This window comes from Pseudomonas sp. NPDC098747 (genome assembly GCF_044760045.1).
Lineage (GTDB): Bacteria > Pseudomonadota > Gammaproteobacteria > Pseudomonadales > Pseudomonadaceae > Aquipseudomonas.
In genome coordinates this window covers 33,561-47,639 of sequence record NZ_JBIWAL010000023.1, presented here as the reverse complement: position 1 = coordinate 47,639, position 14,079 = coordinate 33,561, and the positions used below count along the sequence as shown (strand labels likewise).

The 14,079-nt window shown below is 59.4% G+C and carries 9 protein-coding genes and 1 pseudogene; 3 read left to right on the top strand and 7 right to left on the bottom strand.

All coding sequences use genetic code 11. The features are described 5' to 3' along the window. Window positions 1-32 precede the first annotated feature (32 nt). Entirely contained in the window at window positions 33-473 is a 441-nt protein-coding gene (locus ACIQVE_RS15875; protein ID WP_402809952.1) for a hypothetical protein, read from the top strand. 84 nt (window positions 474-557) lie between these two features. Here ACIQVE_RS15875 and ACIQVE_RS15870 read toward each other — a convergent pair whose 3' ends face one another. Next, a complete protein-coding gene (locus tag ACIQVE_RS15870; protein ID WP_402809950.1) occupies window positions 558-1,649 on the bottom strand; it encodes a DUF1615 domain-containing protein in 1,092 nt (363 codons plus the stop codon). A 341-nt stretch (window positions 1,650-1,990) separates the two neighbouring features. Between ACIQVE_RS15870 and ACIQVE_RS15865 the strand changes: the two are divergent. Then, window positions 1,991-3,526 (top strand): annotated as a pseudogene (locus tag ACIQVE_RS15865) (FAD-dependent oxidoreductase). 128 nt (window positions 3,527-3,654) lie between these two features. Here ACIQVE_RS15865 and hemB read toward each other — a convergent pair. Together hemB and ACIQVE_RS15855 are read right to left on the bottom strand one after the other, a co-directional pair. Then, complete coding sequence (gene hemB, locus ACIQVE_RS15860) at window positions 3,655-4,629, bottom strand: porphobilinogen synthase (protein WP_402809947.1); 975 nt, start codon at window positions 4,627-4,629, stop codon at window positions 3,655-3,657. Window positions 4,630-4,890: 261 nt separating this feature from the next. Further along, a complete protein-coding gene (locus ACIQVE_RS15855; RefSeq protein ID WP_402809944.1) occupies window positions 4,891-5,589 on the bottom strand; it encodes a glutathione S-transferase family protein in 699 nt (232 codons plus the stop codon). A 342-nt stretch (window positions 5,590-5,931) separates the two neighbouring features. On the opposite strand from ACIQVE_RS15855, the gene ACIQVE_RS15850 reads away from it, so the two are divergent. After that, the gene (locus tag ACIQVE_RS15850) at window positions 5,932-6,606 is read left to right on the top strand and encodes a histidine phosphatase family protein (protein ID WP_402809942.1); all 675 of its coding nucleotides are present in this window, start codon (window positions 5,932-5,934) and stop codon (window positions 6,604-6,606) included. A 136-nt stretch (window positions 6,607-6,742) separates the two neighbouring features. Here ACIQVE_RS15850 and mnmH read toward each other — a convergent pair whose 3' ends face one another. The 4 genes from mnmH to ACIQVE_RS15830 all read right to left on the bottom strand — a co-directional run bounded on the left by mnmH (window position 6,743) and on the right by ACIQVE_RS15830 (window position 13,676). Beyond that, the gene (mnmH, locus tag ACIQVE_RS15845; protein ID WP_402809939.1) at window positions 6,743-7,846 is read right to left on the bottom strand and encodes a tRNA 2-selenouridine(34) synthase MnmH; all 1,104 of its coding nucleotides are present in this window, start codon (window positions 7,844-7,846) and stop codon (window positions 6,743-6,745) included. Next, window positions 7,846-8,880: a selenide, water dikinase SelD gene (selD, locus tag ACIQVE_RS15840; protein ID WP_402809937.1), complete on the bottom strand. Its 1,035-nt coding sequence runs from the start codon at window positions 8,878-8,880 to the stop codon at window positions 7,846-7,848. Before selD ends, mnmH begins: the two co-directional genes overlap by 1 nt. Window positions 8,881-8,986: 106 nt before the next feature. Further along, on the bottom strand, window positions 8,987-10,096 hold the full coding sequence (locus ACIQVE_RS15835) for a hypothetical protein (RefSeq protein WP_402809934.1): 1,110 nt from the start codon (window positions 10,094-10,096) through the stop codon (window positions 8,987-8,989). After that, entirely contained in the window at window positions 10,086-13,676 is a 3,591-nt protein-coding gene (locus tag ACIQVE_RS15830) for a toxin VasX (protein WP_402809931.1), read from the bottom strand. The genes ACIQVE_RS15835 and ACIQVE_RS15830 overlap by 11 nt, the downstream gene beginning before the upstream one ends. Window positions 13,677-14,079 lie beyond the last annotated feature (403 nt).

Here is a 14,079-nt window from a genome sequence, read left to right as displayed (position 1 = left end):
ACCAACCAATAACACCCCCGGAGCACACCATCATGAAACGCCAAACTCTTCTCAGCATCGCTTTCTCGGTTTTCGCAGTTAACGCTTTCGCCGCTACGCCAGCTCACACGATGATCGCCGCTGATGGCTCGGATCATCTGTACCAGAACACTGTCGCTGCCGATGGCTCAGATCGTCTGCAAGGCAACACCGTCGCTGCCGATGGCTCGGATCGTTTGCAAGGCAACACCGTCGCCGCTGATGGCTCGGATCGCCTGCAAGGCAACACCGTCGCCGCTGATGGCTCGGATCGTTTGCAGGGCAACACCGTCGCCGCTGATGGCTCGGATCGTCTGCAAGGCAACACCGTCGCTGCTGATGGCTCGGATCGTCTGCAGGGCAACACCGTCGCTGCTGATGGCTCGGATCGCCTGCAAGGCAACACCGTTGCCGAAGGTGGTGCGGATCGTCTGAACGAACTTCGCAACGCTTGAATGAATGGCGTTAATCGCAACAGCCCAGAGAAACCCGGCTCCCGCAGCCGGGTTTTTTATGTCTGGGTTTTTATGTCGTGGAGCTTATCCGGCCTTGGCCATGCAGCGTTTGTAGCGCTCATCCACGCGTTTGGCGAACCACGCGGTGGTCAGTTTTCGGGTAATTTTCGGGCTTTGCAGGACGATCCCCGGCAGCACCGCGCGTGGCAATGATTTGCCTTCGGCCCTCTCGGCCAGTGCAAAAACCTCTCGATACAGCTTGGTCTCTTCGAACTCCAGGGTTTTGCCCTTTTCCAGTTGATCGCGAATGGTCGGATTGCGCATGCCCAACGACTTGCCAAGGGTACGCACCGCCAGTTCCGTGCCTCCGGGCATGATCGAGTCGTAGCGGATCAGGTCGCCATCCAGCGCCAGCGGGATACCCGACGCGCGGCTGACGGCATTCTGGAACGCCGCGTTGCGGCTGGCGTACCAACCGGCGTTGAAGTCAGCGAAGCGATAGAGCGGCTCGCGGTAGCTCACCGGATAGCCGAGCAAATGCGCAATGCCGAAATACATGCCGCCGCGACGGCTGAACACTTCGCGGCGGATTGTGCCGTCCACCGGGTACGGATAGTCCTTGGCGTGCTGCTCGGCAAATTCGATGCTGACCTGCATCGGCCCGCCGGTGTGCACCGGGTTGAAGCCACCGAACAGCGTGCGGCCCATCGGCACCATGCCGATGAACTCGTCAAAAATGGCACTCAATTCCTTTTCACTGCGCGCCGCCTTCAGGCGTTCGCTGTAGCTTTTGCCATTGGAGGAGCGTACCTGCAAGGCGCCGCTGACCAGCAGGCTGGGGATGTGGACTTTGCCGGCACGACGGTCGATTTCGTCGCGGGCGATCTTGCCGAGGCCCGGCACGGTCGGATCGGCTTGAAAGGTTGATTCCTGCTCGGTAACGGCCAGCACCGAACACAGGTTTTGCGTGGTCGGGCTGATGTCCTGTGCAGCAAATGCCGCGTAGATATCAGTGGCCCAGCCTTGGCGGTCGGCAGTTTTCGCCGGCATCAGGCGCACGATTTCAGCCTTCACTTCGGCCGGAGGACGCGGCGCGGGCTCGCCATTGCGCTGGCTGGCGCAACCGGCCAGCACCAGCATTGCCGCGAGGGTGATCAGTAATCGAGGGGTGTGCATGTTGCTCCATCCAGTCCGTTGAGGCGGGTTCACCATACGATCAATGGTATGGCGCAGGCTAGGACTGCGATGATCCGAACCTGTTCCCTCCACAATCCCCCCACCCCAAATATTCCATCTGACTAAACGCATTCCCCTGTGGAGCTGAATAGCCTGAAGATCTGCTCCCTTTCCCCTCGCCCCCTTGGGGGAGAGGGCTGGGGTGAGGGGGAATGGATTTTCGCAACGCCGCACACCTTCAGCCGAACACTGCAAAAACGGCACTTCCCCATCCAGCCGATAAACTGGCCAGCCTCTCCTTCCGGTCCATACTTGCTCCACAGCAAACGGAGCACACACCCATGAACCGCAGCGACGTCCTGATCATCGGCGCCGGCCCCACCGGGCTGGTGCTGGCCCTGTGGCTGAGCAAACTGGGCGTGCAGGTGCGCATCATCGACAAGACCGCCGCACCCGGCACCACCTCCCGCGCGCTGGCGGTGCAGGCGCGAACGCTGGAGCTGTATCGGCAACTGGATCTGGCCGACACCATCGTGCGCGACGGCCATCAGGTGGCGGCAGCAAATTTCTGGGTCAACGGCAAACCGGTCGCACAGCTGCCGCTGAACCGTATCGGCGAGGGTCTGACGCCCTACTCGTTCGTCGAAATCTTCCCGCAGGACCAACATGAACAGCTGTTGATCGAGCGCCTCGAAGACTATGGCGTCAGCGTCGAGCGCAACACCACGCTGGAGCGTTTCGAGGAGACCGGCGACGGTCTCACCGCCCATCTGCGCCGTCCCGATGGCGAGCAGGAAATCTGCCAGGCCTGCTATCTGGCAGGTGCAGACGGCGCACGGTCGGTGGTGCGCAAAGCCCTCGACGCCGGTTTCCCGGGAGGCACTTATCAGCAGATTTTCTATGTGGCGGATGTCCAGGCCAGCGGCCCGGCGCTCAACGGCGAGTTGCATCTGGATCTCGACGAAGCGGACTTTCTCGCGGTGTTTCCACTGGCTGGCGAAGGCCGCGCGCGACTGATCGGCACGGTGCGCGACGAACGTGCGGAGCGTGCCGAAACCCTGGAATTTTCTGATGTCAGCAGCCGCGCCATCGAGCACCTTAGGGTGCACATCGAAGACGTCCACTGGTTTTCCACCTACCGCGTGCATCACCGCGTGGCTGAGCATTTTCGCAGTGGTCGGGCGTTTCTGCTCGGCGACGCGGCCCATGTGCACAGCCCGGCGGGTGGTCAGGGCATGAACACCGGCATCGGCGATGCGATCAATTTGGCATGGAAGCTCGCCGCCGTCCTCAGCGGCGGTGCCGAGGCCAAGTTGCTCGACAGCTACGAAACCGAACGCATCGCCTTCGCCCGGCGGCTGGTCTCAACCACCGACAAAGTGTTCAGTTTCGTCACGGCCGAGGGGCGCATGGCCGATCTGCTGCGCACGCGGCTGGCACCGTTTCTGATTCCGAAGATGGCGTCATTCGAGGCCAGTCGCGAGTTCCTCTTTCGCACCGTGTCCCAAGTCACCCTCAACTATCGCGGCATGCCGCTGAGCCAAGGCACGGCCGGTCACGTCCACGGTGGCGACCGATTGCCGTGGGCGCATGACGGTGAAGGTGACAACTACGAACCGCTGCGCCAGCCCTGATGGCAGGTTCATGTGTACGGTGACACCAGCGACGAAATGCTCGCCTGGTGCCTTGAACATCACTTGCCGCTGCACGTGTTCGACTGGCGACCGGCGTTTGAAACGGCGGGATTGGCGCGTAACGGTTTTTACCTGCTGCGCCCGGACACCTATGTGGCGATTGCCGACAACAGCGCCGATCCGAAAGTCATCGAGCGGTATTTCCGCGACCAAGGGATCCGGCCGTTCTTCGCCTGCCCCTGACTCAAGAACACCAAAGAAACCTGTGGGAGCTGGCTTGCCAGCGATGAGGTCAGCACAGCCAAAATCAATGTTGACTGAACCACCGCTATCGCTGGCAAGCCAGCTCCCACAGGGTTTTGCAGTGTTGCTTAGATCCCGGCCAACGCCAGGTCCATCGCGAAATACGTGAAGATCAAATCCGCCCCCGCGCGCTTGATCGCGCCCAGGCTTTCGCGCACCACGCGATCTTCATCAATCGCCCCGGCCTGCGCGCCGAACTTGATCATCGCGTACTCGCCGCTGACCTGATACGCCGCCAGCGGCAGGTTCGAGGCTTCGCGGATGTCGCGGATGATGTCGAGGTACGCGCCGGCCGGTTTGACCATCAGCGCATCGGCGCCTTCCTGCTCATCCAGCAGCGATTCGCGCAGGGCTTCGCGGCGGTTCATCGGGTTCATCTGATAGCTTTTGCGGTCGCCCTTCAATGCGCTGCCACCGGCCTCGCGGAACGGGCCGTACAGCGCCGACGCAAATTTTGTCGAATAGGCCATGATCGGAATCTGGGTGAACCCGGCCGCGTCCAGCGCTTGGCGAATTGCGCGCACCTGACCGTCCATTGCCGCCGACGGCGCGATCACATCAGCACCGGCACGGGCAGCCGCAACGGCCTGTTTGCCGAGGTTGATCAGGGTCTGATCGTTGTCGACTTCATGGTTGTGCATCACGCCGCAGTGGCCATGGTCGGTGTATTCGCAGAAGCAGGTGTCGGACATCACGATCATGTCTGGCACGGCATCCTTGGCGATGCGCGACATGCGCGAGACCAGGCCGTTTTCGCGCCAGGTGTCGCTGCCGTTGCCGTCCAGATGATGGGACACGCCGAAGGTCATCACCGACTTTATGCCAGCGCGGGCATAGCGCTCGATTTCGCTGGCCAGTTTGCGCTCGGGAATGCGCATGACACCGGGCATGCTCTTGATCGGTACGAAGTCGTCGATTTCTTCCTCGACGAAAATCGGCAGCACCAGATCATTCAGGCTGAACTCGGTTTCCTGGAACAGACTGCGCAGGCTCGCATTGCGGCGCAGACGGCGGGGACGTGCTTCGGGGAACTGACTGGACATGGGGCTTTCCTGAAAACGGAAGATGAGACGAAAGTCGTAGGGGGCGAAGCTTATGCCTTGCGGGGATGGCGTACAAACCTGGATCAATCAAGACAGCGTTACCGAGTGCGTAATAATCCATCGCAGAACATAAAAAACATTGTGGGAGCGAGCTTGCTCGCGAATACGGTGCCTCAGCGACATAAATGCTGACTGAATCGACGCTTTCGCGAGCAAGCTCGCTCCCACAGTAGATTTGTGTTCAGTCCCCAATTTTGAACGTCAGGACGGAATGGTCAGGCCTCGGATCACCGCAGGCCGCGCCAAAAAGCGCTCCAGCACCCGGGTGACATTCGGGAAGTTGCTGATGCCCACCAAGTCGCCGGCCTCGTAGAAGCCGATCAAATTGCGCACCCACGGAAACGTCGCGATATCGGCAATGGTGTAACGCTCACCCATGAACCAGTCACGCCCTTCAAGCCGACCGTCGAGCACCTTGAGCAGGCGTTTGCTCTCTTCGACGTATCGATCACGCGGACGCTTGTCCTCGTAGTCCTTGCCGGCGAATTTGTTGAAGAAACCAAGCTGGCCGAACATCGGGCCGATACCGCCCATCTGGAACATCAGCCACTGAAGGGTTTCGTAGCGCAAGGTGCCTTCCTGCGCGAGCAACTGGCCGCTTTTGTCGGCGAGGTAAATCAGGATCGCACCGGATTCGAACAACGCCAGTGGCTGGTCTTCGGGGCCGTGGGGGTCAAGGATCGCCGGGATCTTGTTGTTCGGGTTCAGCGACAGGAACTCCGGAGACAATTGATCATTGGTGTCGAAACCCACGCGGTGCGGCTCGTATGGCAGGCCGATCTCTTCAAGCATGATCGAAACCTTGACGCCGTTGGGTGTCGGCAAGGAATAGAGCTGAATCCAGTCAGGGTACTGCGCCGGCCATTTCTGGGTGATCGGGAACGCGGACAGATCGGTCATGGGAAGCATCCAGTCACAAATTAAAGCCTGATCATAATGTAGAGGCTGGCGAAGGCTGCGAACTTTTGATCTTGAGCCTTGGCGCTCGGGAAAAGATCTCAGCCTGCGCCAGAAAGCACACGAACCGTAACATCCTGTCGCTAACCTGCACCCAAGTCGTTAAAAGTTGCCGTTAGAGTGCCGCGCACGCTTGCGAATCGAACCAAAAGGGCCTCGGGGACTCTGAGCTATGCCCTTGTTACAGAGGAAGCGCTTCAAGACATGGAAAACACCCGGTGCTGGGAGCCTGCGGTGTAAAGGTTTGTCAGCCTTAACCAAACACGCTGAAGAATTTCTTATTTCATGACGAATCTGATGAGTTTCGCCAAACGCTTCAAACATCGCGCCTATGTGGCCCTGCCCTCCCTGTTGGCGGTCAGCGCGTTGTTCCTGTCGCTGGAATCCAGCGAGAGTCGTGCACAACCGGTTGACGGCACACAGACTCTGGTGTTCCTGCGCCATGCGGAGAAGCCCGAAGGAGGTCTCGGCCAGCTCAATTGCCAAGGCCTGAACCGGGCCATCGACCTGTCGACGCTGCTGCCGGAGAAATTCGGCAAGGCCGACTACGTATTCGCCGCCAACCCGACGCGCAATGTCGAAGAAGGCGAGCTGGACAACTCTTACAGCTACATTCGCCCGCTGATGACCATCAGCCCGGCCGCGATCAAGCTCGGCCTGCCGGTGAACATCGAGTTCTCGGCCAACGACACCAGCGATCTGGCGCGCGAACTGCTGGAGGACAAGTATCACAACGCGACGATCTACACCGCGTGGTCCCACGGTTACTTGCCGGAACTGATCAACAAGGTGGCCGGTAATGCCGTCGGCGAAAAACAGTCCATCACCGAGGATTGGGCGGGCAGCGACTTCGATTCGCTTTATGTACTGACCCTGACGTGGCACAACGGCAAGGCCAGTTTGCAGAGCCACAGCTACAAGCAGGGGCTGGATAACGGCAAGGCCACCTGCCCGACTTGAGATTTATGCTGTCAGTGATGGTCTCTTCGCGAGCAAGCTCGCTCCCACAGTAGATCTTCTTTGAGCACAAATTGCGTGTCTGACTAAGATCCCTTGTGGGAGCGAGCTTGCTCGCGAAGGGGCCAGTCAAACGACCTCAAACTTTCTGATTCATCCGCTCGCGCAGATACTCGATAACCGCCTCACGCTCCCCGGCAAACTCGATACGCCCACCCTTCTTCTCCCGCTGAAACACATACATCGGGTCGTAATACTCACGCAGCAACCCCTCGATCCAGCCGCGATGCAAATCCACCGCGCCACTGCGACCCTGCTCCGCCAACGCGTCCTCCATCGACTCGAACAGCCGCCGATGGCGCTCGCCACCCAGGCGTTTCTGCACGTTGTTCAGGCTTTCCAGCAGCCGTTCCGAGAACAGCGTAAAACCTTCCTCGCCATGCACCGTCGCAAACTCGGCAGACAGATCGACCACGTAATCACGCAGAATCCGCTCCACGCGATCTTCAAAACTGTCTTCCAGCCAGACCATCGGGTACTGCTGCATGCCCTGATACAGCGCCAGCGGCAAGGCGCAACTGCCGACCACCCGACTTTCGTCCTCGAGCACAAACTGCTCGATACCGGCATCACGCTTCTTGAGGATGTCGATCGCCAGACGGTTCTCGAAATCGATGTTCGACGGCTGCCCGGTGGCGCGCTTGCCGAAACTGGAGCCGCGATGATTGGCGTGCCCTTCCAGATCTAACCCATTGCGCAATTGCACCAGCACTTCGGTCTTGCCAGTGCCGGTCATGCCGCCCAACAAAACGAAATCACACTGCTCGATGGCTTGTTCAGTGGTGTCGATCAGGAAGCTGCGCATCGCCTTGTAACCGCCGCCGACGCGCGGATAGTCAATGCCCGCCTCGTCACGCAGCCATTGCTGGGTGATCTGCGAACGCAGCCCGCCACGAAAGCAATAGAGGTAACCGTCAGGATGGGCCCGGGCGAAATCGGCCCAGGCCTGAATGCGCTCGGCCTTCACCGCGCCGGAGACCATTTGATGGCCCATCTCAATGGCGGCCTGCTGGCCGTGCTGCTTGTAACAGGTGCCGATTTTCTGCCGCTCGATGTCGTCCATCAGCGGCAAATTGATCACGCCGGGAAACGCGCCCTTGTGAAACTCGACCGGCGCGCGGGCGTCCATCAGCGGCCGGTCGTTGAGGAAAATATCGCGGTAATCGGTGCAGTCGCGGAGCATCAAATCACCTCGACTGCGTTTGTCTGTCGCTCGACCAGTTCACCGATTGGTGTCAGGTTCAGCCCCAGTTCGGCGGCCACTGTGAGGAATTCGTCATTGCCTTCAGGCGTTACCGCGATCAACAGACCGCCGCTGGTTTGCGGGTCGCAGAGCACGCGTTTGTGCAGCTCTTGCACGCGGCCAACCTTGCTCGAATAACTGTCGAAATTGCGCAACGTGCCGCCGGGCACACAACCCTGTTCGAGGTAGTACTCGACGCTGTCCAGACGCGGCACGCGGTCATAGGCGATGCGCGCCGTAAGCTGGCTGCCGTCGGCCATTTCCACCAGATGTCCGAGCAGGCCGAAACCGGTGACGTCGGTCATCGCGGTGACGCCGGCCAGTTTGCCGAAGCGGCTGCCGGGTTTGTTCAGCGTGCACATCCAGTCGCGGGCTACGCCGACGTCACCGGGACGCAACTTGCCCTTCTTCTCGGCCGTGGTGAGGATGCCGATGCCCAGCGGTTTGGTCAGGTACAACAGGCAACCGGCAGTGGCGGTGTCGTTGCGCTTCATATGGCGTTTTTCCACCAGACCGGTCACCGCGAGGCCGAAGATCGGCTCCGGCGCATCAATCGAATGCCCGCCCGCCAACGGAATGCCTGCGGCGTCGCACACCGCGCGGCCACCCCGAATCACTTCCCGCGCCACTTCCGGCGCCAGTACATTCACCGGCCAGCCGAGAATCGCAATCGCCATCAACGGATCGCCGCCCATTGCATAGATGTCGCTGATCGCATTGGTCGCGGCGATACGGCCGAAGTCGAACGGATCGTCGACGATTGGCATGAAAAAGTCCGTAGTCGAAACAACGCCGCGCTCGGCATCAATCTCATAAACCGCCGCATCATCGCGCGAGGCGTTGCCGACCCACAGTTTCGGATCAAGGTTCTGCGCGCCGCTGCCGGCCAGAATCACCTCCAGCACCTGCGGTGAAATCTTGCAGCCGCAACCGGCACCGTGGCTGTATTGGGTGAGGCGAATCGGCTCGCTCATGGGAAAGAGTCTCTGGCAGGGAATGGGGCGCATTCTAGCAGAGCGCGGCTTGGCTGAATTTTGTGGTGCGTGTCAGGGTCACCCATCCAGGTTTCCACACCCCCCATCAATGTTGACGATGCACCTCAGCAAAAATCTCGGTAATCGGCCGGTGCGGCTGGCGTTTTTGCATTTGACGGACCCATTCACTCAGCCGCAGCAGCTCTTCACTCGGCTTGGCCCATTGATCTTCTGGTAGCGGCTCGGACCATTCGCGCATGATTTCGGGCAGGGTTTGTTTGCCGAGTCTTTCGAGGCGGCGTACTTCCCATTCGACGAGGTGGTTGGGAATCGTCCACAGGGTCATGACGTGGTACAGGTACCAGAAAAACCCTGACAACCGAGTGCGTGAACCGTCGCGGATCTGCTGGTGCATGCGCGTGCGCGCGTTGCGGAAGGTGTGCAGCCCTTCGTGGGGGGGATCGTCGGGGCCTTGCAGGTCTTGTAGATCCTGAATGGATTTCAGGTCGTTGACCTCGTATTCCATGTAACCGCGGATCGCTTCCCAATGGCTGATCGCGAGTGGCAGACCGGCGCAGGGGAATTCGAGGCTGGTGAGGGTTTCACCATAGTAGAAACCGATGCCCATGCCGTATTGGCGGTGGATGCCGTATTGGGTGACGCCTTGGGCTTCGATGATCCAGGCGGAGAGTGATTCCCAAGGGACGAAGACAGGTTCGCTGGCGCCTGCGGGCATGAAGCAGACTTCGCGGCGTTGGCGGTTGAAGCGGGTCGGGATGATGTGGGCGCGTTTTTTGTGGTTGTGGTGCCAGACTAATAGGCCTATGAGCAAGATAAGGGGGTCGACCATTAGCGAGTTCTCAAAGCCCGTTTCAAACATGCTCACCATTGATTCCCATATAGCTTCCTGCCCATACCCAAAAATGATTCCCATCAGTCCGGTTACTAGCGGGAATAAAAATATAACCATGAAAGACAAGCTGACTGGCCCACCTAATATGATTTGCCATGAGAACACTTGCGGCGAGCCCAATCCAAAATCCATATGCACATCTTTCATCTCGCCAATATGTGGGCCGTAGGGTGGCATTGGTGTTGGAAGCGGCGGTGGTGCTAGATAGGTGAGCTTTCCACTCGGAAACGGTTCGATATCTCCCGCTTTTCGCGGTTGTTCAACGTGCAGTGCGCCAACGGACTTATTAGGGTTATTCACCATGATCGGCCGTCTCCAAATACAGGGCTTCAACGTGCAAAACCGGTGGTTTTTCTCTCACAAGCTGAGGCGCAACCACCGCAAAATGCCCTTCACCCCGTGGTTCTATATGTATGACACGGGTTCGCGACGCCCACTCGCCTTTACCATTCAGGGTCTGAACGCAAACTGCCAACTCCAGTGTTTCTTTCGCTGGAGTGTATTCAGCGCTGTGATCAACCGGATACTGAAGGCAGAGCACCAAGCCTTCTGTGGATGACTTAACGATGCGCAAGCTGCCGACGACCTCATCGCTGATCACATCTTTGCGTTCTTGTGGCGTTCCGCGACTGTGAAGGGGTATGGAAATGCGGTGTGCACCAATGCCCAAGCGATGAGTCGGTTTCCCACCAAGAGGAGGCAGGAGATCACTCAACGTCAGTCTTGGTAGAACCAGATGGATATCGCTGGGTTTGGCTTTGAGCAACAGGTTTTTCAGCCAGGAGTCGTACGGGTTGGGCCCAAGTTGCGCGTATGGCGCATGTATCAGAAAGGCCAGATAACTTTGGTAGTCCTCCAGAGAGTGATCGCCGCGCATCTCGGCGTCCCGGCTCCAGGGTGTGAGTTTCAGCCATTTGTCTTGGGCACTGATGTTGTAGCGGTTAAACAGCCAAGTACCGCTCAACTCCAAGACTGTAAATAGAGCACCGGCGAGGTTGAATCGAAAGAACACTGTTGATAGGCGCGTGCCTGCGGCAGCCCAAGCGGCAGTCCGTGCGGCGTTATTAGGTGCAGTCACCACTTGAAAAGTGGCGTGAATCGTATGACTCAGCCCATAGCCGTTAGCAGTCACCATGCCGCCCGCTCCCAACGTAGCCAGCGCTGCCGCGCCCTGTGCTGACTGATTTCCGCTACGAACCGCATCCTGCCAATTTCGGTTTTGGTTTTTAAAACTGGCCAGCGACACTCTAAGACCCAAACCATACGTGAAGACGCCTAGCCCAATATGCAATTTGCCCATCTGCACATGTACGTGCTGCAAGGCATGGGTTTGGAGCCCTGCAACAAGCGCAGTGCCACGAGCTTTCAACGCCGTATCCGCAAGGCTCTGCGCAGCAGTGAATCCGGCAGCCCCCGTTGCGGCCAATGCAGCAAAAAAATCAGCACGTTTTTTCTTGTCTCTGGTCTGCTTCATCAACTCCCGATAAGCCCCAACCAAATTCACCACTTGCACCAAAACCACCACCAACCCCATCCCCTCCGTCTTCACCAGACTCCCCGCCGACACCCCGCCAACCCCCAACCGAATATTCCCCAGCAAACTCCGCAACTCCCCTTGCTGCGCCGGTGGAAACACCACTGTCACCCCCGCCCTAGCAGGCGTTGCACCGTACAGCCTCGCCGCGCGATCCGGCAGTTCCTCAATTGGGCTCAACGCCGCCGCCAATCGCCCTTCGATCTGCGTCAGTTGGGCGCGCACGCGCACGATTTCTTCCTGCAACTGCGCCGCTCTCGGGGTTTTGTGGCCTTGGCGATTCTTGTTGTGGGTGAGTTGGTTGCGTTCGCGGTTGAGGGTCTTGAGGTATTCGCGCTCGCGCAGGACTTCCTTGATCGCGGTTTGCAATGCCGACTGTTGCGCAGGGCTAGCGACGGTGAAGGTCACGCCGCTGGTTTTCGCCGCGTCGAAGACGCGCAGGCGCAACGCTTTGGGCAGGCGTTGGAACAGTTCGTCGAGGTCGGGAATTTTCTCGCCCGACAGGTCGAAGCCCTCTAGCGCGCGGATCAGCCCCAGGTTCAGCGCCGGGCTGTAAGCATGCTGCACGGCATCGGCGACGGCGCGGGTGTGTTCGGGCAGGTCGTCGAGGGCCGGCAGTTGCGGTTGCTCGATCTTTTTCAGTTTGGCCAGCCAGTCCGGCAGGTTGTTGAACGTCGCCATGCCGGCGTTGAACAGTGTCGAATACTGCCCCGCCTGCTCCGATTGCAGGCGCAGCGGCAAGGTGTAGAACACGATGCGGGTGAGTTGCGGGTGTTCTTCCAGATAACCGAGCAGTTTTTCGCTCGCCGTATCGCTGCGGCAGATGTCCTTGAGGCAGGCGTATTCGGTGCTGAGGGCCTGGCCGAGTTGATCCGGCACTTGCACATCGTAATACCAGGCCGCGCGGTGGAACCTGCCGGCGCACAGCAGTTGCGTGCGGTCGGCGGTGATCCGCTCGAGGAGGCGATTCCAGCGGCCGAGGTCGTCGCGCAGGAAGTTCAGTCTCTCGTCCATCGCCGGACGGTCGATCAGGTCGTTGACCCCGCGTTTGCCGCTGAGCACCGGGCCGTCGAGTACATCTTTCATGCGGCGATCCTGGTTCTTGCCGAGGTCGACCAATGTTGAAAGGTGCCGCTCGACAAAATCTTCGGGGGCGACCGCCTCGAAGTACTGGCGCGTGTAATAACGACGATCCGCCTCGCCCGTGGCACGCCCGTAGGCGGTGTAGTCCGGTGCGACGCCGTCAAAGCGATTCAGTGCCAGCGCCTGATCGAGCGCCTTTTCGCGCAGTTGCTCCAGCTCCGGCGCCGCGTCTGCGCAGGTTGGTTCGACATTGCCGCCCTTGTTCAAATAATCGAGCAACGCTTTGCGGGTGTTCTCCCGACCCGGCTCGGGCAGTTGTTCAAGATCGGCGAACAGGGCCGAGGCCGACGGCTGCTCGCTGGCCTTGGCCACAGCGTCGAAATTGGCGGCACCGAGCTGGCTCAGCGACTCGATATAGCTGGCCAGCAGATAATCCCTGGAGTTGTTGTCGGTGTTGCTCCAGTCATCGACCCAGCCAACCACCGTGTCCTGGTATTCAGCCAGATCGCGCATCACGCCCAAATCATCGTTGACCAGCAAAAACAGCGTGTCGTCCTGATAGGCAACGCGCACCTGGCCGAGAAACTCGCCGATGTGCACTTCTCGAAAGCGCCGGGGTTGCTCCCACAAATACGGTTCGCGTTCGTGCTCGGGGGCGTCACTGACCTGTACGGTCGGCAGCCGTGTCGCATCCGCTTCGGCAACCGACTCAGCGTCGGCCGCCATCTCCGCCAGCCACCGCTTTGCCTGATTGACGGTCAGCAAATGCTCGCCGCCGACCTGGCAATCCACCGCCACCAGTTCTACCGCTTGCATGAAGTACTCGCGCTCCTCAGCGCTGCCCTGCACCTGAGCGCATTTGCTCACCGTCCACTGCACCTCGGCGTAGGTCACGTACAGCGTGCTTTTGCGCGAAAAGATCAGTGCCGGGCGCTCTTCAATCGGCGTGCGGTGATCCTCGTTGACCGTTTTGCCCTTATGCAGCAGCGCAGTGACGATACCGTCGAGTACTCGATACTCGTGGAGTTCGACGCTGAGGCTGTCGATGATGTACAGCCAGCCATCGCGCAACCTGCGAATACCCAACGGGCGCGCAGTCAGGGTGTACGGCAACTGCAATTCGGCACTTGAATCCTGGGACCTTTCCACCAGACCGTAGCTCAACGGCAGCAGTTGCACGTGGGTTTGTCGCAGTGGGCAGGCACCGGGAGAACCGATGGCAGTTTTTGATGCGGCAGCAGCAGCGAGATTGGCTGGGGAACTCATGACAGGCCTCGTTCAGACGACCCATCGCGAATCAGTGGAGCAACCAGCACGAGGCGCTCGCCAGGTAATTTCAGAAACCCGGCACTGCACGCGGACAGCTGAAAACCGCAGGGAAAACTTTCGATATCTCGTTTGAAAACCATGAGCCTGCCGACAGTTAGCATCCACATCTCCCTGCGTTTGTTGAAAACACAGGACTGTGTGGGTGACGGCCGAATCGGTGAAGTCAGATGAGTCGATATTTGACGTAGGGCTTTTCCGATAGAAAAAAAACGGGCCATCTCCGGCCATATTTCCTACAGACATTACGTCGGACAGGACGGTAACCAGCGCCTTCGTACACGGGTGTGACAGCGGTTTGCCTTGCCAAAAAAAACCGCCCTTTCGGGCGGTTAAAAGTGCT

Excerpts from the sequence above, each read along its gene's own strand:
- selD (WP_402809937.1), bottom strand. The coding sequence starts at position 8,880 with ATGAGCGAGCCGATTCGCCTCACCCAATACAGCCACGGTGCCGGTTGC.
- ACIQVE_RS15855 (WP_402809944.1), bottom strand. The coding sequence starts at position 5,589 with ATGACCGATCTGTCCGCGTTCCCGATCACCCAGAAATGGCCGGCGCAG.
- hemB (WP_402809947.1), bottom strand. The coding sequence starts at position 4,629 with ATGTCCAGTCAGTTCCCCGAAGCACGTCCCCGCCGTCTGCGCCGCAAT.
- ACIQVE_RS15875 (WP_402809952.1), top strand. The coding sequence starts at position 33 with ATGAAACGCCAAACTCTTCTCAGCATCGCTTTCTCGGTTTTCGCAGTT.
- ACIQVE_RS15830 (WP_402809931.1), bottom strand. The coding sequence starts at position 13,676 with ATGAGTTCCCCAGCCAATCTCGCTGCTGCTGCCGCATCAAAAACTGCC.
- ACIQVE_RS15870 (WP_402809950.1), bottom strand. The coding sequence starts at position 1,649 with ATGCACACCCCTCGATTACTGATCACCCTCGCGGCAATGCTGGTGCTG.
- ACIQVE_RS15850 (WP_402809942.1), top strand. The coding sequence starts at position 5,932 with ATGACGAATCTGATGAGTTTCGCCAAACGCTTCAAACATCGCGCCTAT.
- ACIQVE_RS15835 (WP_402809934.1), bottom strand. The coding sequence starts at position 10,096 with ATGGTGAATAACCCTAATAAGTCCGTTGGCGCACTGCACGTTGAACAA.
- mnmH (WP_402809939.1), bottom strand. The coding sequence starts at position 7,846 with ATGCTCCGCGACTGCACCGATTACCGCGATATTTTCCTCAACGACCGG.